This window comes from Streptomyces sp. DSM 40868, assembly GCF_011820545.1.
GTDB lineage: Bacteria > Actinomycetota > Actinomycetes > Streptomycetales > Streptomycetaceae > Streptomyces > Streptomyces eurythermus.
In genome coordinates this window covers 5,373,070-5,394,149 of record NZ_CP050504.1, presented here as the reverse complement: position 1 = coordinate 5,394,149, position 21,080 = coordinate 5,373,070, and the positions used below count along the sequence as shown (strand labels likewise).

At 74.0% G+C, this 21,080-nt stretch carries 19 protein-coding genes; 6 read left to right on the top strand and 13 right to left on the bottom strand.

The window, feature by feature from the left end; genetic code table 11:
• Positions 1 to 92: 92 nt before the first annotated feature.
• On the top strand, positions 93 to 665 hold the full coding sequence (locus HB370_RS24715) for a TetR/AcrR family transcriptional regulator (RefSeq protein WP_030789462.1): 573 nt from the start codon (positions 93 to 95) through the stop codon (positions 663 to 665).
• Here HB370_RS24715 and HB370_RS24710 read toward each other — a convergent pair.
• The 3 genes from HB370_RS24710 to HB370_RS24700 form a co-directional block, all read right to left on the bottom strand.
• Positions 662 to 1,846: a glutathionylspermidine synthase family protein gene (locus HB370_RS24710; protein ID WP_030789459.1), complete on the bottom strand. Its 1,185-nt coding sequence runs from the start codon at positions 1,844 to 1,846 to the stop codon at positions 662 to 664. The genes HB370_RS24715 and HB370_RS24710 overlap by 4 nt on opposite strands.
• A gap of 13 nt (positions 1,847 to 1,859) precedes the next feature.
• Positions 1,860 to 2,288, bottom strand: a complete 429-nt coding sequence (locus HB370_RS24705) for a hypothetical protein (RefSeq protein ID WP_030789456.1) — start codon at positions 2,286 to 2,288, stop codon at positions 1,860 to 1,862.
• A 98-nt stretch (positions 2,289 to 2,386) separates the two neighbouring features.
• Positions 2,387 to 3,778: a PLP-dependent aminotransferase family protein gene (locus tag HB370_RS24700; protein WP_030789453.1), complete on the bottom strand. Its 1,392-nt coding sequence runs from the start codon at positions 3,776 to 3,778 to the stop codon at positions 2,387 to 2,389.
• Between the two features lie 47 nt (positions 3,779 to 3,825).
• On the opposite strand from HB370_RS24700, the gene HB370_RS24695 reads away from it, so the two are divergent.
• Genes HB370_RS24695 through HB370_RS24685 form a run of 3 tightly spaced genes read left to right on the top strand, consistent with a single transcriptional unit; the run spans position 3,826 to position 5,479 of the window.
• Positions 3,826 to 4,326, top strand: coding sequence for a carboxymuconolactone decarboxylase family protein (locus HB370_RS24695; protein WP_030789450.1), 501 nt, complete (start codon positions 3,826 to 3,828; stop codon positions 4,324 to 4,326).
• Complete coding sequence (locus HB370_RS24690; protein ID WP_030789447.1) at positions 4,323 to 4,766, top strand: carboxymuconolactone decarboxylase family protein; 444 nt, start codon at positions 4,323 to 4,325, stop codon at positions 4,764 to 4,766. The genes HB370_RS24695 and HB370_RS24690 overlap by 4 nt, the downstream gene beginning before the upstream one ends.
• Positions 4,763 to 5,479, top strand: a complete 717-nt coding sequence (locus tag HB370_RS24685) for an isocitrate lyase/phosphoenolpyruvate mutase family protein (protein WP_030789444.1) — start codon at positions 4,763 to 4,765, stop codon at positions 5,477 to 5,479. The genes HB370_RS24690 and HB370_RS24685 overlap by 4 nt, the downstream gene beginning before the upstream one ends.
• Positions 5,480 to 5,494: 15 nt before the next feature.
• Here HB370_RS24685 and HB370_RS24680 read toward each other — a convergent pair whose 3' ends face one another.
• The 6 genes from HB370_RS24680 to HB370_RS24655 all read right to left on the bottom strand — a co-directional run bounded on the left by HB370_RS24680 (position 5,495) and on the right by HB370_RS24655 (position 13,942).
• Positions 5,495 to 6,445: an ABC transporter substrate-binding protein gene (locus HB370_RS24680; RefSeq protein WP_030789441.1), complete on the bottom strand. Its 951-nt coding sequence runs from the start codon at positions 6,443 to 6,445 to the stop codon at positions 5,495 to 5,497.
• Position 6,446: 1 nt separating this feature from the next.
• Positions 6,447 to 8,399 carry an ABC transporter permease subunit gene (locus tag HB370_RS24675; protein ID WP_030789439.1) on the bottom strand — a complete coding sequence of 651 codons (1,953 nt, stop codon included), beginning with the start codon at positions 8,397 to 8,399 and terminating at the stop codon, positions 6,447 to 6,449.
• Positions 8,399 to 9,682 (bottom strand): glycine betaine/L-proline ABC transporter ATP-binding protein, encoded by a 1,284-nt coding sequence (locus HB370_RS24670; protein WP_051816059.1) that lies wholly within the window; start codon positions 9,680 to 9,682, stop codon positions 8,399 to 8,401. The genes HB370_RS24675 and HB370_RS24670 overlap by 1 nt, the downstream gene beginning before the upstream one ends.
• Positions 9,679 to 11,214 carry a GMC oxidoreductase gene (locus HB370_RS24665; RefSeq protein WP_030789435.1) on the bottom strand — a complete coding sequence of 512 codons (1,536 nt, stop codon included), beginning with the start codon at positions 11,212 to 11,214 and terminating at the stop codon, positions 9,679 to 9,681. The genes HB370_RS24670 and HB370_RS24665 overlap by 4 nt, the downstream gene beginning before the upstream one ends.
• A gap of 114 nt (positions 11,215 to 11,328) precedes the next feature.
• Complete coding sequence (locus HB370_RS24660) at positions 11,329 to 12,849, bottom strand: aldehyde dehydrogenase family protein (protein ID WP_030789432.1); 1,521 nt, start codon at positions 12,847 to 12,849, stop codon at positions 11,329 to 11,331.
• 175 nt (positions 12,850 to 13,024) lie between these two features.
• Positions 13,025 to 13,942, bottom strand: a complete 918-nt coding sequence (locus HB370_RS24655) for a LysR family transcriptional regulator (RefSeq protein WP_037702714.1) — start codon at positions 13,940 to 13,942, stop codon at positions 13,025 to 13,027.
• A gap of 100 nt (positions 13,943 to 14,042) precedes the next feature.
• Between HB370_RS24655 and HB370_RS24650 the strand changes: the two genes are divergently transcribed.
• Positions 14,043 to 15,440, top strand: coding sequence for an MFS transporter (locus HB370_RS24650; RefSeq protein ID WP_030789425.1), 1,398 nt, complete (start codon positions 14,043 to 14,045; stop codon positions 15,438 to 15,440).
• 122 nt (positions 15,441 to 15,562) lie between these two features.
• Positions 15,563 to 16,384, top strand: a complete 822-nt coding sequence (locus HB370_RS24645; protein WP_030789422.1) for a serine hydrolase domain-containing protein — start codon at positions 15,563 to 15,565, stop codon at positions 16,382 to 16,384.
• 226 nt (positions 16,385 to 16,610) lie between these two features.
• Here HB370_RS24645 and HB370_RS24640 read toward each other — a convergent pair whose 3' ends face one another.
• The 4 genes from HB370_RS24640 to HB370_RS24625 form a co-directional block, all read right to left on the bottom strand.
• A complete protein-coding gene (locus tag HB370_RS24640) occupies positions 16,611 to 17,600 on the bottom strand; it encodes a malate dehydrogenase (protein ID WP_030789419.1) in 990 nt (329 codons plus the stop codon).
• Positions 17,601 to 17,924: 324 nt separating this feature from the next.
• Positions 17,925 to 19,403 (bottom strand): DUF2690 domain-containing protein, encoded by a 1,479-nt coding sequence (locus HB370_RS24635; RefSeq protein WP_051816058.1) that lies wholly within the window; start codon positions 19,401 to 19,403, stop codon positions 17,925 to 17,927.
• A 216-nt stretch (positions 19,404 to 19,619) separates the two neighbouring features.
• Positions 19,620 to 20,114 carry a DUF3017 domain-containing protein gene (locus HB370_RS24630; RefSeq protein ID WP_167513018.1) on the bottom strand — a complete coding sequence of 165 codons (495 nt, stop codon included), beginning with the start codon at positions 20,112 to 20,114 and terminating at the stop codon, positions 19,620 to 19,622.
• Positions 20,104 to 20,958 (bottom strand): bifunctional methylenetetrahydrofolate dehydrogenase/methenyltetrahydrofolate cyclohydrolase, encoded by an 855-nt coding sequence (locus HB370_RS24625; RefSeq protein WP_030789408.1) that lies wholly within the window; start codon positions 20,956 to 20,958, stop codon positions 20,104 to 20,106. The genes HB370_RS24630 and HB370_RS24625 overlap by 11 nt, the downstream gene beginning before the upstream one ends.
• Positions 20,959 to 21,080 lie beyond the last annotated feature (122 nt).

Genomic DNA, 21,080 nt, shown 5'->3' with positions numbered 1-21,080 from the left:
GGCCGGGGCGGGTCGAGAACGATCGTTCTCCATCGCTGCGGCTAAGGTAGAGAACGACCGTTCTCGACGTCAAGGAGCCACGAGGAGCCCGGATGCCCGCCCCCGCCACCGAGGAACGCGACCGCCTGGACCGCGAGACCCTGCTGGAGACCGCCGAGGCGCTCTTCTACGCGCACGGCATCCAGGCGGTCGGCATGGACCGGGTCCGGGAGGCGTCCGGGCTGCCCCTGAAGCGGATCTACCGGCTGTTCGCCACCAAGGAGGACCTGGTCGTCGCCGTGCTCCGGCGGCGCGACCGGCGCTGGCGGGAGAGCCTGGCCGCGCACGTGGAGCGCGTCGCCGACCCGCGCGAGAGGGTGCTGGCGGTCTTCGACTGGCTCGCCGCGTGGTTCGCCGAACCCGGCTTCCGCGGCTGCGCCTGGATCAACGCCCACGGGGAGCTGGGCGCGACCTCGGAGGCGGTCCTGACCGAGGTCCGCGCCCACAAACGCGCCTTCCACGACCAGTTGTCGGGCTGGGTCCGGGCCACGGGACTCCCGCTCACCGAACCCGTGTACCTGCTGGCCGAGGGGGCCATCGTCACGGCGGGCATCACGGGCGACCCGTCCGCGGCCGGGCACGCACGGGAGGCGGTGGAGGCGTTGCTCGCCGGCGCGGCCGCCTAGAGGATCACGTGCGGCAGGAAGCGGGCGTACTCGTCGGTGATCAGGCCGGTGGATTCGCGGATGCCGAGGCCCGCCGGTTCGCCGGCGACGACCCAGGTGCCGAGGACGACGTGGTTGCCGTCGAAGGCGGGGAGGGGGGCCAGCTGCTGGCAGCAGCAGGGGTCCTCGCGGGGGGCCGGCGGGGTGCCGGGCTCGTGGACGGTGATGCCGGCGCCCTCGCGGCCCAGCAGGGGCTTGGCCACGTACCCGGTGGTGGCGGCCAGGTCGCGGGGGCCGTCGAGGTAGGCGGGCAGGAGGCTGGGGTGGCCGGGGTACAGCTCCCAGAGGATCGCCAGCAGGGCCTTGTTGCTCAGCAGCATCTTCCAGGCCGGCTCGATCCACAGGGTGCTGCCGGTGCCGCCGCCGTTGTCCAGGGTGTCCAGGACGTGCGGGCCGAAGGCGTCGGCGGTGAGCCACTCCCAGGGGTACAGCTTGAAGATGCCCCGGATGAAACGGAGCCGGTTGTCGACGAAGCGACCGGAGAGGGAGTCCCAGCCGATCTCCTCCATGGCGAGCCAGTCGGTGGTCAGGCCGGCCTGCTCCGCCGTCTCCTTCAGATAGGCGACCGTCATCAGGTCCTCGCCGAGTTCGTCGGCGGCGGAGTGCGCGAAGTGCAGGGGGGCGCCGGGCGGCAGCAGCGCGGCCTGGGCGCGCCATGCCTCCACCAGGCGTTCGTGCAGGGAGTTCCACTGGTCGGCGCCGGGAAAACGTTCCTCCATCCAGAACCACTGCGGGGAGGCCGCCTCCACCAGCGAGGTGGGCGTGTCGGCGTTGTACTCCAGCAGCTTCGCCGGGCCGGTGCCGTCGTAGCGCAGGTCGAAACGGCCGTAGAGGGACGGCAGTTCGTCCCGGCGGTGCCAGGACTCGGTGACCGCGGCGGCCACCCGGGCGTCGGTGATGCCGAGGTCGGCCAGCCGGTCCTCGGCCACGATGTGGTCCGCCGCCGCGAGGCACATGCGGTGCAGTTCCGCGACGGTGTCCTCCAGCGCCTCGACCTCCTCCAGGGAGAAGACGTAGTAGGCGCTCTCGTCCCAGTACGGCCGCAGGGAGTCGTCGGGGTGACGGGTGAGGGGGTAGATCAGGCCCTGGGCCTCGACGGTCTGCTGCCAGCCGGGGCGGGGGGTCGTCGTACGGCGTTCCATGCGCGTCCTCCGCTCAGCCGCCGGAGCTGCCCGAGCCGCCGCCGAAGCCGCCGCGGCTGACCCCGCCGTTACTTCCGCCGCTGTTCCCGTCGTTGTACGACGAGCCGCCCGAACTTCCGCCGGATCCGCCGGGCTTGGTGAAGGAGCCGCCGTCGACCCAGCCGTTCTTCTCCTTGCCCTCGTAGTACCAGGCGGCGTCGACCGGCCGTTTGGCGCCCTTCTTGACGGGCTTCTTCCGGCCCGAGGAGGAGACGCCGGTGCCGCCCGTCGTCTTGCAGTCCTTGTCGGAGACGACCTTGTACCCCTTGGACACGTCGTAACTGTCCCGGTCCACACAGCGTTTGTCCGGGTCGGACGAGCAGGCCGTGAGCGCGGCGGCCAGCAGGCCCACCCCGCCCAGGACGACCGTGCCGGAGCGGAGTTGCTTCCGGTTGTGCGCCATGGTGTCACTCCCCCGTCGGATGGGTGTTCGGCGGTCAGCCTAGAGACGGGACGCCCCCACGCCCAACCGGGGGTGACTCCCGGGTGCCCGCGGCCGCCTTACGGCAGCACCCGGCACAGTGCCTCCAGGGCGCCCGTCCACGCGCTGTCCGGAGGGGTGCCGTAGCCGACCACCAGGGCGTCCGAGGGGTCGGCCGGCGCGTCGGGGTGGCGATAGTAGGACAGGCCGTGCAGGGCCAGGCCCTGGAGGTCCGCAGCCTGGACCACCGGCTGTTCCAGGCCCGGCGGGAGGCGCAGCACCGCATGCAGCCCGGCCGCGATGCCCGTCACCCGCACCGACGGCGCCCGGCCCGCCACGGCCTCGGCGAGGGCGTCCCGGCGGCGCCGGTAACGCAGACGGGCGGAGCGGACGTGCCGGTCGTAGGCACCGGAGGTGAGGAACTCGGCCAGCGTCAGCTGGTCCAGCGATCCGCAGGTGTCGGTGTGCCCCTTGGCCGCCACCGCCTCCTCCGCCAGGGCCGGCGGCAGCACCATCCAGCCCAGCCGCAGCCCGGGCGCGAGGGACTTGCTGGCGGTGCCCAGGTAGACCACCCGGTCGGGGTCCAGGCCCTGGAGGGCGCCGACGGGCTGCCGGTCGTAACGGAACTCGCCGTCGTAGTCGTCCTCCAGCACCAGTGAGCCGGTGCGCCGCGCCCAGTCCACGACGGCGGCCCGCCGGTCGGGGTGCAGCGGGGTGCCCGTCGGGAACTGGTGGGCCGGGGTGAGGAGGACCGCCGAGGCGCCGTCCGGCGGGCGCGGGTCGGTGCCGAGCGCGTCGTGGGGCAGTGCGGGGGTGGCCAGGCCCGCCGCGCGCAGCAGCCGCCAGTGGACGTCGAGGCCGTAGGACTCCACCGCCACCGTGTCCGCCCCGCGCGCCCGCAGCATGGTGCCGAGGACGCGCAGGGCGTGCGAGGTGCCGGCGGTGATCACGACGGTGTCCGGGGTGGCGCGCACGCCCCGGACCCGGGCGAGGTATCCGGCGAGGGCGGTGCGCAGTTCGCGCCGGCCGCGCGGGTCGCCGTAGCCGAGGGCGTCGAAGGGGGCGGTGGCCAGCGCCCTGCGGGCGGCCTTGAGCCACTCGGCGCGCGGGAAGGCGGCGAGGTCGGGGGTGCCGGGGACCAGGCTGTACGCGGGGCGGCCCGGCTCCCGGCGGCCCGGCCCGGACGGGGCGGGCGGCGGGGTCACCACCCGGTCGGCGACCCGGGTGCCGGAGCCCTGCCGGGCGGTGAGCCAGCCCTCGGCGACCAGGTCGGCGTAGGCCTCTGCGACGGTGTTGCGGGCGATGCCGAGGTCGGCGGCGAGGGTCCGGGAGGACGGCAGCCGGGTGCCGGGGGCGAGCCGGCCGGTGCGCACCGCGTCCCGCAGGGCGTCGGTCAGACCCCGGCGCAGGCCGCCCGCGAGAGCCGGTTCGAGATGCAGGTCGACGCCCAAAGTGGCCCAGGATTCCGCCATGGGAATGGACCATACCCCTGGGCTGCCTCGCTTCTAGGGTCGAGGACATGAGCACTCACGAGGAACCCGTCCCCTACGCCCCCGAGGAGCCGGCGCGGCTGCGCTGGGCCCAGCACGCGCCCGAGGTCTACAAGGCGATGATCCAGCTGGACGCCGTCGCCAACCAGGGCCTGGACCCCCGGCTGCGCGAGCTGGTCAAGATCCGCGCCTCCCAGGTCAACCACTGCGCGCGCTGCCTCGACATGCACTCCAAGGACGCCCTCGCGGCCGGCGAGAGCGTGGAGCGGATCATCCAGCTCGGCGCGTGGGAGGAGTCCCGGCACTTCTACACCGAGAAGGAGCTGGCGGCGCTGGAGCTGACCGACGCGATCACCGTCCTGACGGACGGCTTCGTGCCGGACGAGGTCTACGAGCGGGCCGCCAAGCACTTCGACGAGGCCGAGCTCTCCCAGCTGATCGCCGCCATCGCCGTGATCAACGCCTGGAACCGGTTCGGCGTGTCCACCCGGTCGCCCGCGGGCCACTACCACCCGGGGCAGCACAAGTGAACCGCACCCAGTTGCTGGACCCGGAGGTCTTCCGGGCGATGGCCGCGGTCAGCGCGGCGGCCAAGAAGGGGCTCGGCGACCCGGGCCTGGCCGAACTGGTGATGATCCGCGCCTCGCAGATCAACCACTGCGCGTTCTGCCTCGACATGCACCTGGGCCTGGCCAGGAAGCACGGGGAGTCCGAGGACCGCATCCACTTCCTCGGCGCCTGGGAGGAGACCGAGGACCTCTACAGCGAGCGGGAGCGGGCCGCGCTGGCGCTGACCGAGGCGGTCACCGTGCTGACCGAGGGCTTCGTGCCCGACGAGGTGTACGAGGCCGCCGCCAAGCACTTCGACGAGGCGGCGCTCGCCCACCTCATCGCCCTGATCACCGTCATCAACGGCTGGAACCGCCTGATGGTCAGCCGCCGTGTGCCCCCGGGAGGCCGGCAGCCATGAGCAAGGCCGAAGAGTTCCGCGCCCTGCACCGGGGGCGCGCCCCGGGCGACCCGCTGGTGCTGCCCGGGCCGTGGGACGCCGCCGCCGCGCGGGTCTTCGCGGAGGCCGGGTTCCCGGCGCTGGCCACGCCGAGCGCCGGGGTGGCCGCCTCCCTCGGGTACGAGGACGGGGCCACCCCGGCCGACGAGATGTTCGCGGCCGTCGCCCGGATCGCGCGGGCGGTGGACGTGCCGGTCTCGGCGGACGTGGAGGGCGGCTACGGGCTCGCACCCGAGGAACTGGTCGAACGGCTGCTGGAGGCCGGTGTCGTGGGCTGCAACCTCGAGGACTCGGACGGGGGTGTCCTCAAGGACCCGCACGCGCACGCCGAGTTCCTCGCCGGGGTGCGCCAGGCCGCCGCCGACCGCCTGTTCGTCAACGCCCGCGTCGATGTGTTCGTGCACGGCGACGGCGACCCGGAGCGGGCCATCGAGCGGGCCGCGCTGTACCGCGCGGCGGGCGCCGACTGCGTGTACCCGATCCTCGCCCCGGCGGAGCTGGTGCCGCTGCTGCGGTCGGGGATCGAGGGCCCGCTGAACCTGCTGGCCCGTCCGGACGGCCCCGCGCCCGCCGCGCTCGGCGAACTCGGGGCCACCCGGGTCACGTTCGGGCCGGGCCTCCAGCGGCGGGCGACGGCCGCGCTGCGGGAGATCGCGGCCGGGCTGCTGCCGTAGGCCGGGGGCGCCCGGTCAGGGCAGCCACTTCTTCCACACGGACGGGTGGCTGTCCACCCACTTCTTCGCCGCCTCGGCCGGGGAGAGCTTCTGCTCGGCGATCATCAGCGACACCTCGTTCTGGTCCTCGGTGGTCCACCGGAACTTCTTCAGGAAGGCCGCCGCCTCGCCGCCGGACTTCGCGAAGCCCGCGTTGAGGTACTTCTTCAGCGGGGTGTGCGGATAGCCGCAGGCGACCTTGTCCGGGTCGGCGTCGCAGCCCTCCTTGTGCGGCGGCAGCTTCACCTCCGTCATCGGGACCTTCCGGAACAGCCACTGGGGCGCGTACCAGTACGTCAGGAAGGGCTTCTTCTCCTTGGCGAACCGTTTGATCTGGGTGATCTGGGCGGCCTCGGAGCCGGCGAAGACGACCTGGTAGTCCAGCTTCAGGTTCTTCACCAGGGCCTTGTCGTTGGTGACGTAGGACGGGGAGCCGTCCATCAGCTGTCCCTTGCCGCCGCTCTCCGCGGTGCGGAACAGGTGGGCGTACTTGTCCAGGTTCCGCCAGTCGGTGATGTCCGGGTGCTGCTTGGCGAGGTACGTCGGCACGAACCAGCCGATGTGGCCGGTCACCCCGAGGCCGCCGCCGGGCGCCACCGTCCCCTTCTCCCGGACGTACCGTTTCTCCTGCTCCGGGTGGCCCCAGTCCTCCAGCAGGGCGTCGACCCGGCCCTGGCTGAGCGCGTCCCAGGCGGGCACCTCGTCGACCTGGACGGTGTCGACGCGGTAGCCGAGCTTGTGCTCCAGGATGTACTGGGCGACGGCCGCGTCGGCCTGCGCGCCCACCCAGGACTGCACGGACAGGGTGACCGTCTTCGCGCCCCGGGCGTTGGCGAACGGGCTGGCCTGCTTGGTCATGTCGGCGGCGCCGCAGCCGGTGGTCAGGGCCAGGGCGGCCACGGCGGCCGTGATCGCGGTACGACGCATGTCAGGCTCCCTTCCCCGCGTCGCGCCGGGCCGGCTGGGTCACCCGGTCGAGCATCAGGCCCAGGCAGACGATGGCGGCGCCCGCCACCAGGCCGGTGGCCAGGTCGCCCTGGGCGAGGCCGAAGGCGACGTCGTAGCCGAGGGCGCCGCCGCCGACCAGGCCGCCGATGATGACGACGGCGAGGACCAGGACCACGCCCTGGTTGACGGCGAGCAGCAGCGCGCGCCGGGCGAGCGGGAGCTGCACCTGCCACAGCTGCTGCCGTCCGGTCGCGCCGAGCGAGCGCGCCGACTCCAGCGCGGCCTGGTCGACCTGGCGCAGGCCCTGCGCGGTGATCCGGACGACGGCCGGGAGGGCGTAGACGACGGCCGCGGCGACGGCGGGGGCGCGGCCGACGCCGAACAGGGCGACGACCGGGATCAGGTACACGAACTGCGGCATGGTCTGGAAGACGTCCAGGACCGGGCGCAGGACGCGGTCGACGCGGGCGCTGCGGGCCGCGGCGATACCGGTGGCCAGGCCCAGGACGAGGGTGACGGCGACGGCGGCCAGCACCTGGGAGAGGGTGTCGAGCGACGGCTCCCACACGCCGAGCACACCGATCGCGGCCATGGCGAGGACGGCGGTCAGCGCGGTGCGCCAGGTGCCGATCGGCCAGGCCAGGGCGGCGACCACGAGCAGCACCGACCACCAGGGCATCCCTTGCAGTCCGGCGCGGACCGGGTCCAGGACCCAGGTGGTGAAGTGCCCCGCCCAGTCGGCGGTGCCGCCGACGACGGGGACGCCGGAGTAGAGGTGGTCGGTCATCCAGTCGACGGCCCGGTTGACCGGTCCGGCGATGTCCAGGGTCCAGCCGGCGGGCCAGTCGGTCGCGCCGAGCAGCCGGGCGGCGAGGGCGGCGGCGACGGTGCCGGCCAGGGTGAGGGCCCAGGCGATCAGCCGCGGCCGGCCGCCGGTCTCCGGGTGGGCGGTGCCGTCGCCCGCCGCTCCGGTGAGCCGGTCCAGCACGATCGCGAGCAGCACGAGGGGGATGCCGGCGGCGAGGGCCGCGCCGACGTCGACCGAGGCGAGCGCCTGGTAGACGCGGTCGCCGAGGCCGCCGGCGCCGATGACGGCGGCGATGACGGCCATGGACAGCGCCATCATGATCGTCTGGTTGAGGCCGAGCAGCAGCTCCTGGCGGGCCAGCGGGAGGCGGGCGGTCAGCAGCCGCTGGCGGCGGGTGGCGCCGAGCGACTCCACGGCCTCCAGGACTTCGCGGTCGGCTCCGCGCAGGCCGAGCGCGGTGAGGCGGGCCATCGGCGGGGCGGCGTAGACGACGGTGGCGAGGACGGCCGCGGGCACGCCGATGCCGAAGACCAGGACGACGGGGAGGAGGTAGGCGAAGGCCGGGAGCACCTGCATGGTGTCCAGGACCGGGCGCAGGGCGCGGTCGAGCCGGTCGGAGAGGCCCGCGGCGAGGCCGAGCAGCGTGCCGACGACGACGGAGGCGAGGACCGCCACGACCATCAGGGCGAGGGTCTGCATGGTCGGCACCCACATGCCGAGGGCTCCGCAGGCCAGGAAGGCGAGGGCCGTGCCGGCGGCCAGGCGGGGACCGGCGAGGCGCCAGGCGAGCAGGGCGCCGAAGGCCGTGACGCCGGCCCAGCCCGCCGCGAGGAGGGTGAGGTAGACGGCGCGTACGGCGATGACGACCGCGTTGCTGAGGTGGCCGAGGAAGTACAGGAACAGGGGGTGGCTGTCCCGGTTGTCGATGACCCAGTCGCTGGCGGAGGCGAGGGGCTTGTCCAGGCTGACGGTCAGGGAGTGCGGCCAGGTGCCGTTGCCCCAGCGGCTCAGCACGGGCAGGAGGACGGCGGTGAGCAGGGCGAGGAGGAGGAGTTTGGCGGCGGCCCGGTTCCTGAGCAGGCGGGGGGCCTTGGTCCGGGCGGTCGGGAGACTGAGCGTTGCCATCAGACGGCCTCCCGGGTGCCGCTCACCGGGACCTCGGACGCGGGGCGGCGCTCGCCGGGTGCGGGCCGGTGCTCGCCGGGTGCGGTTTCGCGCGGGGCGGGGGCGGGGGCGGTTTCAGCGGCCGGGGCGGGCGCGTTCCCGGCGGTACGAGTGCCCGCGGCCGGGGCGGGAGCGTCGCCCGCCGCTGGGGTGGGGGTCGTGGTGGTTCCGGCCGGGGTTTCGGGGGTGACGCCCGCCACGACGCCCAGCAGCCGGTCGTGGTCGACCACGCCCAGGCAGCGGCCCTCGTCCATCACCCGGGCCGGGGTGCCCGCCCGGGCCACCGCCTCGATGGCCTCGGCGACCGTGGCCTCGGGGCGCAGGGCCGGGCCGTGCGCGGCGTCCTCGGCGGACGCCGGGCGCATGGCGGTACGGCAGGTCAGCACCTGTTCGCGGGGGACGTCCCGGACGAACTCGCGGACGTAGTCGTCGGCCGGGGCGCCGACGATCTCCTCGGGGGTGCCGAGCTGCACCACGCGGCCGTCGCGCATCAGGGCGATCCGGTCGCCGAGTTTCAGGGCCTCGCTCAGGTCGTGGGTGATGAAGACCATCGTGCGGCCCTCCTCCCGGTGCAGCCGGGTCACCTCGTCCTGCATGTCCCGGCGGATCAGGGGGTCCAGGGCGCTGAACGGCTCGTCGAAGAGCAGCACCTCGGGGTCGACGGCCAGGGCCCGGGCCAGGCCCACCCGCTGGCGCTGGCCGCCGGACAGCTGGCCGGGACGCCGCTTCTCCATGCCGGCCAGGCCGACCTTGGCGACGAACTCGGCGGCGCGCTCCCGGCGTTCGGAGCGGCCGACGCCCTGGATCTCCAGGCCGTAGGCGACGTTGTCGAGGACGGTGCGGTGCGGGAGCAGCCCGAAGTGCTGGAAGACCATCGCGGCCCGGTGCCGGCGCAGTTCGCGCAGCCGGGCCCGGTCCATCGCGCGGACGTCCTCGCCGTCGATGGCGATGGTGCCCGCCGTCGGCTCGATCAGCCGGGTCAGACAGCGGACCAGGGTGGACTTGCCGGAGCCGGACAGGCCCATGACGACGAAGACCTCGCCCTTGCGGACGTCGAAGGAGACGTCCCGGACGGCGGCCGTGCAGCCGGTGCGGGAGCGGAGTTCTCCCGCGGGGAGGGCGCTGAGTTCGGGGTCGGCGGGGACGCGCTCGGGCTTCGGGCCGAAGACCTTCCACAGGCCGGACACCGAGAAGACGGGCTCGGCGGTGGTGGGCGGCTTGCGGGTGGGGACGGTGAGGGTCATCGCAGGTCACCTCCGATCAGGTCGACGGCCTTCTCCCCGACCATGAGCACCCCGATCATCGGGTTGACGGCGGGCATGGTCGGGAAGACGGACGCGTCGGCGATGCGGATGCCGTCGAGTCCCCGGATGCGCAGCTCGGTGTCCACGACGGCGAGTTCGTCGTCGGCGGCGCCCATCTTGCAGGTGCCGGCCGGGTGGTAGACGGTGTGGGCGGCCTTGCGGGCGTACTCGCTCAGCTCGGCGTCGCCGGTGATCTCCGGGCCGGGGCACACCTCGCGCTTGAGCCAGCCGGCCAGCGGCTCGGTCCTGGCGACCTCGCGGGCGATGCGGATGCCGTCGACCAGGGTCCGGGCGTCGTAGTCGTCCTCGTCGGTGAAGTAGCGGAAGTCCAGGGCCGGCTTGACGGCGGGGTCCGCGCTGGTCAGGTACAGCCGGCCGCGGCTCTTCGGCTTGGGGATGTTGGGGGTCATCGAGACGCCGAACTCCGGCCGCTCGTAGCCGAGGCGCTCCGGGTTGTCGGTGAACGGGATCTGGTAGAAGTGGAACATCAGGTCCGGTCCGGCGTGCTGCGGGTCGCGGCGCACGAACAGGCCCGCGTCGGAGTCCATCGCCGAGTTCTCCGGGATCGGACCGTGGGTCTCCCAGACGATGACCGACTCGGGGTGGTCGAGCAGGTTCTCGCCGACGCCCGGCAGGTCGTGCACGACGGGGATGCCGAGCGCCTCGAGGTCGGCGCGGGGGCCGATGCCGGAGTGGAGCAGCAGGCGCGGGGAGTCGACGGCGCCCGCGCACAGCACGACTTCCTGGCGGGCCCGGATCAGCAGCTCCGTGCCGTCCTTGGTGCGCACGTGCACGCCCTCGGCGCGGGTGCCGTCCAGCTCGAGCTTGTACGCCCAGGTCTCCAGCAGGATCGTCAGGTTGGGCCGCTCGTCCATCACCGGGTGGAGGTACGCCACCGACGCCGAGGACCGCTTGTTGTTCTCGGGGTGGTAGGCGAGGTCGAAGAAGCCGACGCCCTCGGTGAACGGCGCGCGGTTGAAGCCCTCGACGCGGGGTACCCCGAGCGCCGACCGGGCGGCGTCGACGAAGTCGCGGGCGATGGCGTTCCGGTCCTTCTCGTCGACGGAGACGATGTTGTTCTTCAGGCGGGCGAAGTACGCCTCCATGGGGACGGCGCCCCAGCCCTTGGCGCCGGCGGCCTCCCACTCGTCCCAGTCGGAGGGCAGGGGCTTGAAGGAGATGAGGGTGTTGTGCGAGGAGCAGCCGCCGAGGACGCGGGCGCGGCTGTGCCGGATGTGGGAGTTGCCGCGGGGCTGCTCCACCGTCGGGTAGTCGTAGTCGAGTTCGCCGCCGAGCAGGCCCATCCAGCGGCGCAGGGTGAGGACGTCGTCGCGGCCGACGTCGCTCGGGCCGCCCTCGATGACGGCGACGGTGACGTCCGGGTTCTCGGTGAGGCGGGAGGCGATGACGGAGCCTGCCGTGCCGCCGCCGATGACGACGTAGTCGTAGACGTGGGGGGTGCTGTCGGACATGGGGGTACTACTCCAGGGACTCGTACTCGGTACGGGGGAGCTGAGGGAGGGCCGGCCGGTGAGCCGAGGGGATCGGCCCGCGGGCTGAAGGGGAGGTCGGCCGGTGGGCGGGGGTCAGCCGGCGAACCAGCGCACCGGCTTCGGCGCGAGGTTCTGGTAGACGTGCTTGGTCTCGCGGTACTCGGCGAGCCCGGCGGGGCCCAGCTCGCGGCCGGTGCCGCTCCTGCCGAAGCCGCCCCACTCCGCCTGCGGCAGATAGGGGTGGAAGTCGTTGATCCAGACGGTGCCGTGCCGCAGCCGGGACGCCACCCGGCGGGCCTTCGCGGTGTCCGCGCTCCAGACCGCGCCGGCCAGGCCGTACTCGGTGTCGTTGGCGAGGCGGACGGCCTCCTCCTCGGTGCGGAAGGTCTCGACGGTGAGGACCGGGCCGAAGACCTCCTCGCGGACGACGCGCATCTCGCGGTGGCAGGCGTCGAGGACGGTGGGCTCGTAGAACCAGCCCGTCGCGGGCCGCTCGGGTGACGGTTCGGGCCGCTTGCCGCCGCAGCGCAGGACGGCACCCTCTTCGAGGGCGGAGGCGACGTACGCCTCGACCTTGGCGCGCTGCTGCTCGGAGACGAGGGGGCCGCACTCGACACCGTCCGCCGTGCCCCGGCCGAGCCTGATCTTCTGGGCGCGGCGGGCGAGTTCGGTGACGAAGCGCTCGCGGACGGACTCCTCGACGATGAGCCGGGCGCCGGCCGAGCAGACCTGGCCGCTGTGGATGAAGGCCGCGTTGAGGGCCTGGTCCACGGCGGTGTCGAAGCCCTCCTCGGTGGCGCAGGCGTCGGCGAAGACCACGTTGGGGTTCTTGCCGCCGAGTTCGAGGGCGACCTTCTTGACGGTCGGCGCGGCGGCCTGGGCGACCTTGACGCCGCTGGCCAGGCCGCCGGTGAAGGAGACCAGGTCGACGTCGGGGTGCTCGGCGAGCCGGGCGCCGACGGTGTGTCCGGGGCCGGTGACGAGGTTGGCCACTCCGGCGGGCAGGCCGGCCTCGGTGAGCAGCTCGATCAGCGCGATGGTGGTCATCGGGGTGATCTCGCTGGGCTTGATCACGAAGGTGTTGCCGGCCGCGAGCGCCGGGGCGATCTTCCAACTGGCCTGGAGGAGCGGGTAGTTCCAGGGGGTGATCAGCGCGCAGACGCCGACCGGTTCGTGGACGACCACGCTGTGGATGTCGGGCGAGCCCGCGTCGACCACCCGGCCGGGGGCCTCGGCGGCGACCAGGTCGGCGAAGTACCGGAAGGCGTCGGCGACACAGTCGATGTCGACGCGGCCCTCCTCGACGGTCTTGCCCGCGTCCCGGCTCTCCAGCAGGCCGAGTTCCTCGCGGTCGCGCACGAGGAGGGCGGCGACGCGGCGCAGCAGCGCGGCGCGTTCGGCGACCGGGGTGCCGGGCCAGGGGCCGTGGTCGAAGGCCTGCCGGGCGGCGGCCACCGCGCGGTCGGCGTCCTTCTCGTCCCCCTCGGCGACCACGGCGAACGGCCGGGCGTCCGCGGGGTCGAGGATCTCCCGGGTCGCGCCGGAGACCGCTGCCAGCCACGCGCCGTCCGCGTGGATGGTCGCCTGGGGCTGTCGTTCCGTTCTGTCCGCCATGATCGGTGTTGCCTTCCGTTCCTGTTCGGTACCCCTGTGTCACACGCGTGTCACGCTCGGGGACCGTCGCCGCCTGCCCAGGGCCCCGGCCCGGCATGCGGAATCCGCGGCCGAACGTGCTCGGGGTCACGGAAAACGGGGGTGATAACGGGGGAAAACGGAAGGCCGGCCCTGGTCAGCCGCCCGTCGGCCCCGGCGTCAGCAGCTCCCGTACGCAGCCGCGCAGCCAGGCGTGGGCCGGGTCGGCGTCATGGCGCGGGTGCCAGGCGAACCCCACCGTGATCGTGGGCAGCGGCAGCGGGATCTCGAAGGCGACCAGTCCGAGGGCGTCGGCCAGCGGGCGGCCCCACTCGGTGATCAGCCCGATGAGGTCGGTGTCGCGCAGCACGAACAGGGAGGCCGGATAGCTGCCGACGCTGCCCACGACCCGGCGCTCGAGGCCGAGTCCGGCCAGGGCGTCGTCGACGGGCCCGCGCTGTCTGCCGCGCCGGGAGACGATGAGGTGCCCCGCCGCCCCGGCGAACCGCTCGGGCGTCACCTCGCCCTCCAGCAGCGGGTGTCCGGCGCGTACGACGCCGAGCATGCGGTCCTCGCGCACGGTCTCCACATGCACCTCCGGCGCGGCCGAGTCGATCACCCCGACCTCCAGGTCGGCGATGCCCTGCCGCAGGTACGGGGCGTCGGTGTGGCTCTCGCTCAGGAAGCGCAGGCGGATGCCGGGGGCCTCGCGGGCGGCGCGGGCGAGGAGGACGGCGCCGTGGGTGGCGGCGATCATGTCGTGGCCGAGGACGGTGAAGGTGCGGGTCACCGTGCGCAGGTCGGTGTCCCGGCCCGGCGCGAACAGGGCGCGGGCCCGCTCGACCACCGCGCCGACCTCGGCGCGTACCGCGAGCGCGTGCGGTGTCGGCACCATCCGGCGGCCGGCGCGGACCAGCACCGGGTCGCCGAGCGCCTTGCGGATCCGGCCGAGGGTGCGACTCATGGCCGGTTCGGACAGGTGCAGCCGGCGGGCGGCGCCCTGCACGCTCTCCTCCTCCAGCAGCACGTCCAGCGCGACCAGCAGATTCAGGTCCAGGCCGGTGGATTGCGTCATGTGCAGGTATTCCTTGCGAAGGTTGCACTGGAAGTAATGACAGTGGCGAGCCTACGGTGAGGACGCATCCCACACCACCCACCAGCTCCCGGGAGGAGCCGTGCCCGCGCACGCCCTGACCCGTCCCGTCCTGCTCACGCTGTGCGCCTGTGTCCTGGTCGCGCAGAGCATGGTCGCGGCGATCAACCTGCTGATACCGCAACTGAGTTCGTCCGCCCTGCACCCCTCGCACACCGAGGTCCTGTGGACGGTCGACGCCTACGTCATCGTCTTCGCGGGCCTGCTCATCCCGGCCGGCGCGCTCGGCGACCGGCACGGCCGCAAGGGCGCGCTGCTCGCGGGCCTCGCCCTGTTCGCCGCGGGTGCCGCGACCAGCGCGCTGGCCCCCGGCCCGGCGCTGCTGATCGCGGGCCGGGGCCTGTCCGGGGCCGGGGCCGCGCTGATCACCCCGGCGACCATGTCGATCCTGGTGCACCTGGCCGGGCCGGAGCACCGCGCCCGGGCGATGGCGTCCTGGACGCTGGCCATCGGGCTGGGCGGCATGGCGGGCAACCTGGGCGGCGGGCTGGCCGGCCAGTACCTGTCCTGGCGGGCGCTGTTCGCCGTGATGGTGCCGCTGGCGGCCGTGCTCGCCGTCGCGGTGGCGCTGACCACCCCGCGCACCGCCCGCTCGGCGCAGGGCAGCCCGGACCCGGCCGGCACCCTGCTGCTCACCGCGGGGCTGATCGCGGTGCTGTTCGGCATCATCGAGGGGCCCGGCCACGGCTGGGCCTCGGCGCGCATCCTGACCGCGTTCACGGCGGGCGCCCTGCTGCTGGCCGCGTTCACCGGGCACGCCCTGCGCTCGCGCGCCCCGCTGTTCGACCCGCGGGTGTTCCGCTCCGCCGGACTGCGGGCGACCACGCTGGGCCTGGCGACCGGATTCTTCGGCCTGTTCGCGCTGTTCTTCGTCAACTCGCAGTACTTGCAGCAGGTCAAGGGCTACGGCCCGGCCGTGACCGGGGTCGCGATCGTGCCGCTGATCGTCGGCATGGCCCTGGTCCCGAGGTTCGCGGCCCGCTGGTCGGCGCGTCCGCGTCCGGTGGTCGGCACGGGGCTGGCGCTGATCGGCCTCGGCCTGCTGGCCGCGTCCACGGCGGACGCCCACACCCCCTACCCGCTGTACGCCTGCTGGCTGCTGGTGATCTCGGCGGGCACGGGCCTGGCCATGCCGGCGCTCACCCTGGGCGTGGTGGTGTCCCTGCCCGCACACCAGGCGGGCCTCGGCTCCGGCCTCGGCACCTCGGCCCGCGAGATCGGCGCCGCCCTCGGCGTCGCCGTCGCCGGGACCGCCCTGGCGGGCCACGCCGACTTCGCGAGCGGCATGGGCCCGGCGCTGCGGGTGGTGGGACTGACGGTCCTGGCGGCGACGGCCCTGGTCGTCCTCGGCCACCGGGCCTCCGGCCACCCGCCCCGCCCGGCTCCGGCGGCCCCCGCGGCACGGGAGCCGGTGGCCTGAGAAGACTCCGGCCGACCCCGGACGGTCTCGTCCGCTCCGGGTGGCGGGCGCCGGTGGCCTGAAACGTACGTGGGGCCCCGGTCCGCGGCACACAATGCGGGTCCCGACCGAGAGGACCCGCCGTGCGCCGTATCCCGACCTGTGTGCTGACCGACGCGGCCCCGCCCCGGGCGAGCGACGGGCACGCGCCGGACCGCTTCGTGCAGATCGGTTCCCTCACCAAGGCGCTGACCGGCACCTTGCTGGCCCGCATGGCGGAGGCGGGCGTGGTCGCACCCGACGACCCGGTCGACCGGTGGCTCCCCGCCCCGCCCGGCACCGGGATCACCCTGCTGCACCTGGCCCGGCACACCTCGGGACTCCCCCGGCTGCCGCCCGGCCTCGGCCGCCGGGACCCGTACGCGACTTTCGGCCACGCGGAGTTGGAACGGCTGGTCCGCGACCTGGACACCGTCACCGTGCGCCCGCCGGGGGACGAGGAGTACTCCAACCTCGGGTACGCCGTCCTCGGTGCCGCCCTGGCCGCCGCGGGCGGGGCGTCGTACGAGGACCTGCTGGAGGAGTACGTCCTGCGGCCGGCGGGCGTCACCGAGGTGACCGTCCGCCCGGCTCCCGCGCGGCGGCTGACGGCACCCGGCCTGCTGCCGGGAACGCGGCGCAGGCCCTGGACGATGGACGGGGCGATCCTCCCGGCGGGCGGCCTGTGGGCGACACCGCGCGCGGTCGCCGCGCTCGTCGTGGCACTGCTGGTGGAACGGCGGCTGGGCGAGCCGGGCCCGGGGTGGCAGTCGGCGGGGCCGCTGTCCTGGCACAACGGCGCGACCCGGGACGCGTCCGTGTTCGCGGGGGCGATGACGGACGGGCGGTGGGCCGTGGTGCACCGGCTGAACGGGCGGCCGGACGACACCGACCGGGCCGGGATCGCGCTGCTGCGGCGGGCGTAGGGCCGGGCCGAGGACAGCGGGGCCGGAAACGGCGAGGTCCCCTCCCGCCGTAGCGGAAGGGGACCTCGTGTGTGGAGCGCCGGGCAGGCCTTGCACCTGCATCTCCCCGCAGGAAGCGGGGCGTCTTTCCTTGGACCACCAACGCACAGTCGGCTTCCGGGAGTTCCGGTGGCCGGTGTGTGATCAACTATAGACCACACCGGCCACCGGAGTCACATCCGGACGCTCAGATGAGGCCGAGGCCGCGGACCGCCTCGCGCTCCTCCGCCAGCTCCTGGACGGAGGCGTCGATGCGGGCGCGGGAGAACTCGTTGATCTCCAGGCCCTGGACGATCTCGTACTTGCCGTCCTTGCAGGTGACCGGGAAGGAGGAGATCAGGCCCTCCGGGACGCCGTAGGAGCCGTCCGACGGGATGCCCATGGAGGTCCAGTCGCCCTCGGCGGTGCCGTTGACCCAGGTGTGCACGTGGTCGATGGCGGCGTTGGCGGCGGAGGCGGCCGACGAGGCGCCACGGGCCTCGATGATCGCGGCGCCGCGCTTGGCGACGGTCGGGATGAAGTCCTCGGCCAGCCACTTCTCGTCGTTCACGACCTCGGCGGCGTTCTTGCCGGCGACGGTGGCGTGGAAGATGTCCGGGTACTGGGTGGCGGAGTGGTTGCCCCAGATGGTCAGCCGCTTGATGTCGGCGACCGAGGTGCCCGTCTTCTTCGCGAGCTGGGTCAGCGCGCGGTTGTGGTCCAGGCGGGTCATCGCGGTGAAGCGCTCGGCCGGGACGTCCGGCGCGGCGGCCTGCGCGATGAGCGCGTTGGTGTTGGCCGGGTTGCCGACGACGAGCACCTTGATGTCGTCCGCCGCGTGGTCGTTGATGGCCTTGCCCTGCGGCTTGAAGATGCCGCCGTTGGCCTCCAGCAGGTCACCGCGCTCCATGCCCTTGGTGCGCGGGCGGGCGCCCACCAGCAGGGCCACGTTGGCGCCGTCGAACGCCACGTTCGGGTCGTCGGTGATGTCGATGCCCTGGAGCAGCGGGAAGGCGCAGTCGTCCAGCTCCATGGCCGTGCCCTCGGCGGCCTTCAGCGCGGGGGTGATCTCCAGGAGGCGCAGCTTGACCGGCACGTCCGCGCCGAGCAGCTGGCCGGAGGCGATGCGGAAGAGCAGGGCGTAACCGATCTGGCCGGCCGCGCCGGTGACGGTGACGTTCACGGGAGTGCGGGTCATGGCGTTCTCCGTATGACAGCTGGCGGTGGGGCGTCCCTGCCCCGGGCGGATGATCGATCTCTTGGTATCAAGAGAGATCAGCGGTCAGGCTATCGCGCATCCGGCATGTGAGACCCCCGGGGCCGTGTGGCTCACCCCACAAGGGGACCAGTGGGGCGTAACGCCTGGCCGGCGGCGCGGACGGGAGAACGAACGGCGGCCGTCGGCCGTCCGGGAGAGGTGGGACGACGACGGCCGCCGGTGGGGGCCGGAGTTCCGGACTCCCGTGGGGGTACGGTCCGCGTGCCCGGGATCCGGCCGGCTATGCGCGCCTACCGGAATTTCTCACTCCGTGCAGCCGGTCTGGCCCGACGCGAGCGTGGCGCACGCCCTGGCCTGGGCCGGGTCCCGTACGGCGACCATCGGGGTGTACCCGATGGTGTCCCCTACGGCGGTGATGTCGCCCGTCTGCCGGTCCTTGCCCGCGGTGACCCGCACCGTGTCGCCCGGCGCGCCGCTGGTGATCCGGCCCCAGACCGTGCCGCAGACCTTGCTGTAGCGGACCTCCAGGGTGGTGGTGCCGACGGTGGCGGTCTTGGCGGTGGACACCAGGTCGCCGCCGCACCCCATGGCCTCGGCGTCCTTGCCGGTGCAGGCGGATCCGGCGCACTTGACGCCGGGCGGCGGGGTGGCCGGGGCGGAGGCCTTCGGGGAGGGCTTGGCCGCGTCGGCCGTGCCGTCGCCGTCGCGGTGGGTGAGGTAGAAGACCCCGCCGATGAGGGCGAGCACGCCGACCAGCCCCGCGAAGAACATCACCACCTGCTGACGGCGCGCGGACCACCGCTCTCCCGGCGCGGGGCGCCCCTCGGGAGCACGGGCGGTGCCGGGCACGGCGCCGGTGACCGGGGTCCCGACGGCCGGGGTACCGACGGGCGGGGTGCCGAGGGGGCGGGTGGCGTCGAGTCCGGCCGGGGTGCCGGCGGCAGCGGGCGGGGTGGCGGCCGCGGCCGCGTTCGGCCGGACCGAGGACCGGGCACCCGGCCGGGCGCTCGCCGGGGAGGGGCCTCGGTAACCGGCCACGCCCCAGGAGTTCTTGACGGGCGTGTCCGCACGGGAGCCGCTGTCGCCGGCCGTGCCCCCGCTCTTCCCGCTCGCCCCGCCGGAGCCGCTCACCGCGCCGGAGCCGGAGCCGTCCCGGGCGGCCGTGCCCGCGTCACCGCCGGCCGCGCCCCCGTCCGTCCCACCGTCACGGACGCCGGTGCCGGCGTCCCGGGCCGACGGCTGGGCCGGGACGGCCGGCGTGGCCCAGCCGGGGCCGGCGCTCCCCGACGCCACGGCGGTACCGGCACCGCCCTTCCCGAAACCCTTCCCCGAGCCCTTGCCGAGCCCCTTGCCGACGCCCTGTCCGGCGCTGACGGCGGCCCCCTTCCCGGCAGCCTGGCCCACGCCCTTGCCGAGATCCGGACCGGCGCTCTTGCCGAGGCTCGGACCGACGCCCTCGCCGGCGCTCCTGCGGTCGCTCTCCCCCTCCGCGATCCGCAGCGCCTGCAACGTGCTGCCGTCCCGCAACTCCGCCCGGCTCCACGCGCGTTCGGCCAGTTCCCACAGGGTGGTCAGCGGTCCCGTAGGGGTGCCGGTGACCTCGGCGAGGGCGATGACCGCGCCCTTGGGCGCCAGCAGCCGGCCGTCCAGGTACCGCTCCCAGGACGTCGTGCCGTAGCCCGTCCGGTCGGCCAGTGCCGCGACGCCCAGACCGCCGCGGTCCACGAGTTGCCGCAGTTCGTCGGTGAACTCCCTGATCTGCGGATCCAGATCGTCCGGCAAGGCTTTCCATCGAGGCATGGGTTCCCCCTCTTCCCCCGGTCGTGCTGTCGAACTCACGCACCCCGGCCACCCACAGGGATGCGTTGACCAAGGATCCCAGTTCCCGGAGCCGGGCGCACACCGGCGAAGGCCGGCGGCCGCGCGGGAACGGGGAGATACGGCGGGCGGCCCGCGCCCCCGGGCGGGAGACGCGGGCCACCAGGCGTACCGCGGGCGCTACTTGGTGAGCGTGAAGTGCAGGATGTCCTTCAGGAAAGGCAGCTTCAGCAGCGGGTCGGGCTGGATCATCAGCGCCAGCAGGACGATCGCCAGGCCCAGGACGCCGTACGTGGCGATGTCCGTGAAGCGGGAACGTACGGCGAGCATGCCGACGTCGGGCAGCAGCCAGCGCAGCACCGCGCCGCCCAGCAGCGCGAGACCGATGATCAGCGTGCCCGCGCGGAACGCGTCCAGCGCGGTCACCAGCAGGCCGAGCGCGACCAGGCCGACGACGGTGAGCAGCGGCCACTGCCGGGCGGGCGCCGGGGCGTCACCGGGCGCGGCACGGCCGCCGCCCTCGGGCCGGGCGGTGTCCTTCTTGCGCCATCTCCTGGGCGGTATCCGCCCGGCGCCGCCGCGCGGGAAGCGGCGCCCGCGGGCCGGTCCGGCCGGCGTGGCGCCCCTTTCCCGCAGGGTCGGTTCCGCGTGCCCGCGGGCGTTCTCAGCCGGCACTGCGCTCCGCCGCCTCGACCACGTTGACCAGCAGCTGGGCCCGGGTCATCGGGCCGACACCGCCGGGGTTCGGGGAGATCCAGCCGGCCACCTCGGTCACGTCCGGGTGGACGTCGCCGACGATCTTGCCCTCGGCGTTGCGGGAGACGCCGACGTCCAGGACGGCCGCGCCGGGCTTGACGTCCTCGGCGCGGATCAGGTGCGGGGAGCCGGCCGCCGCGATGATGATGTCGGCGCGCTTGAGGTGGGCGGACAGGTCACGGGTGCCGGTGTGGCACTGGGTGACGGTGGCGTTCTCGCTGCGCCGGGTGAGCAGCAGCGGCATCGGGCGGCCGATGGTGACACCGCGGCCGACGACCACGACCTCGGCGCCCTTGATCTCCACGCCGTGGCGGCGCAGCAGGGTGAGGATGCCGTTGGGGGTGCAGGGCAGCGGGGCGGGCTCGTTCAGGACCAGCCGGCCGAGGTTCATCGGGTGCAGGCCGTCGGCGTCCTTGGCCGGGTCCATCAGCTCCAGGACGCGGTTCTCGTCGATGCCCCGGGGCAGCGGCAGCTGGACGATGTAGCCGGTGCAGGCCGGGTCGTCGTTCAACTCGCGGACGACCGCCTCGATCTCCTCCTGGGTGGCCGTGGCGGGCAGCTCGCGCTGGATGGAGGCGATGCCCACCTGGGCGCAGTCGCGGTGCTTGCCGGCGACGTACTTCTGGCTGCCGGGGTCGTCCCCGACCAGGATCGTGCCGAGGCCGGGCGTGACGCCCTTCTCCTTCAGCGCCGCCACGCGGGCGGTCAGATCGGACTTGATCTCGGCTGCGGTGGCCTTGCCATCGAGAATCTGGGCGGTCATGTCCCCATCCTCGCGGATGACCCGTCCCCGGTTCCAATCCGGGTGCCCCGGCTTGGCCGTTGATGTTGCACTTGCACAACGTCTGAGGTCACCGGCTGGACAAATGTCGACTCTTGCCAGGA

Excerpts from the sequence above, each read along its gene's own strand:
- HB370_RS24675 (WP_030789439.1), bottom strand. The coding sequence starts at position 8,399 with ATGGCAACGCTCAGTCTCCCGACCGCCCGGACCAAGGCCCCCCGCCTG.
- HB370_RS24715 (WP_030789462.1), top strand. The coding sequence starts at position 93 with ATGCCCGCCCCCGCCACCGAGGAACGCGACCGCCTGGACCGCGAGACC.
- HB370_RS24680 (WP_030789441.1), bottom strand. The coding sequence starts at position 6,445 with ATGCGTCGTACCGCGATCACGGCCGCCGTGGCCGCCCTGGCCCTGACC.
- HB370_RS24625 (WP_030789408.1), bottom strand. The coding sequence starts at position 20,958 with ATGACCGCCCAGATTCTCGATGGCAAGGCCACCGCAGCCGAGATCAAG.
- HB370_RS24695 (WP_030789450.1), top strand. The coding sequence starts at position 3,826 with ATGAGCACTCACGAGGAACCCGTCCCCTACGCCCCCGAGGAGCCGGCG.
- HB370_RS24660 (WP_030789432.1), bottom strand. The coding sequence starts at position 12,849 with ATGGCGGACAGAACGGAACGACAGCCCCAGGCGACCATCCACGCGGAC.
- HB370_RS24670 (WP_051816059.1), bottom strand. The coding sequence starts at position 9,682 with ATGACCCTCACCGTCCCCACCCGCAAGCCGCCCACCACCGCCGAGCCC.
- HB370_RS24705 (WP_030789456.1), bottom strand. The coding sequence starts at position 2,288 with ATGGCGCACAACCGGAAGCAACTCCGCTCCGGCACGGTCGTCCTGGGC.
- HB370_RS24655 (WP_037702714.1), bottom strand. The coding sequence starts at position 13,942 with ATGACGCAATCCACCGGCCTGGACCTGAATCTGCTGGTCGCGCTGGAC.
- HB370_RS24710 (WP_030789459.1), bottom strand. The coding sequence starts at position 1,846 with ATGGAACGCCGTACGACGACCCCCCGCCCCGGCTGGCAGCAGACCGTC.
- HB370_RS24700 (WP_030789453.1), bottom strand. The coding sequence starts at position 3,778 with ATGGCGGAATCCTGGGCCACTTTGGGCGTCGACCTGCATCTCGAACCG.
- HB370_RS24640 (WP_030789419.1), bottom strand. The coding sequence starts at position 17,600 with ATGACCCGCACTCCCGTGAACGTCACCGTCACCGGCGCGGCCGGCCAG.
- HB370_RS24685 (WP_030789444.1), top strand. The coding sequence starts at position 4,763 with ATGAGCAAGGCCGAAGAGTTCCGCGCCCTGCACCGGGGGCGCGCCCCG.
- HB370_RS24665 (WP_030789435.1), bottom strand. The coding sequence starts at position 11,214 with ATGTCCGACAGCACCCCCCACGTCTACGACTACGTCGTCATCGGCGGC.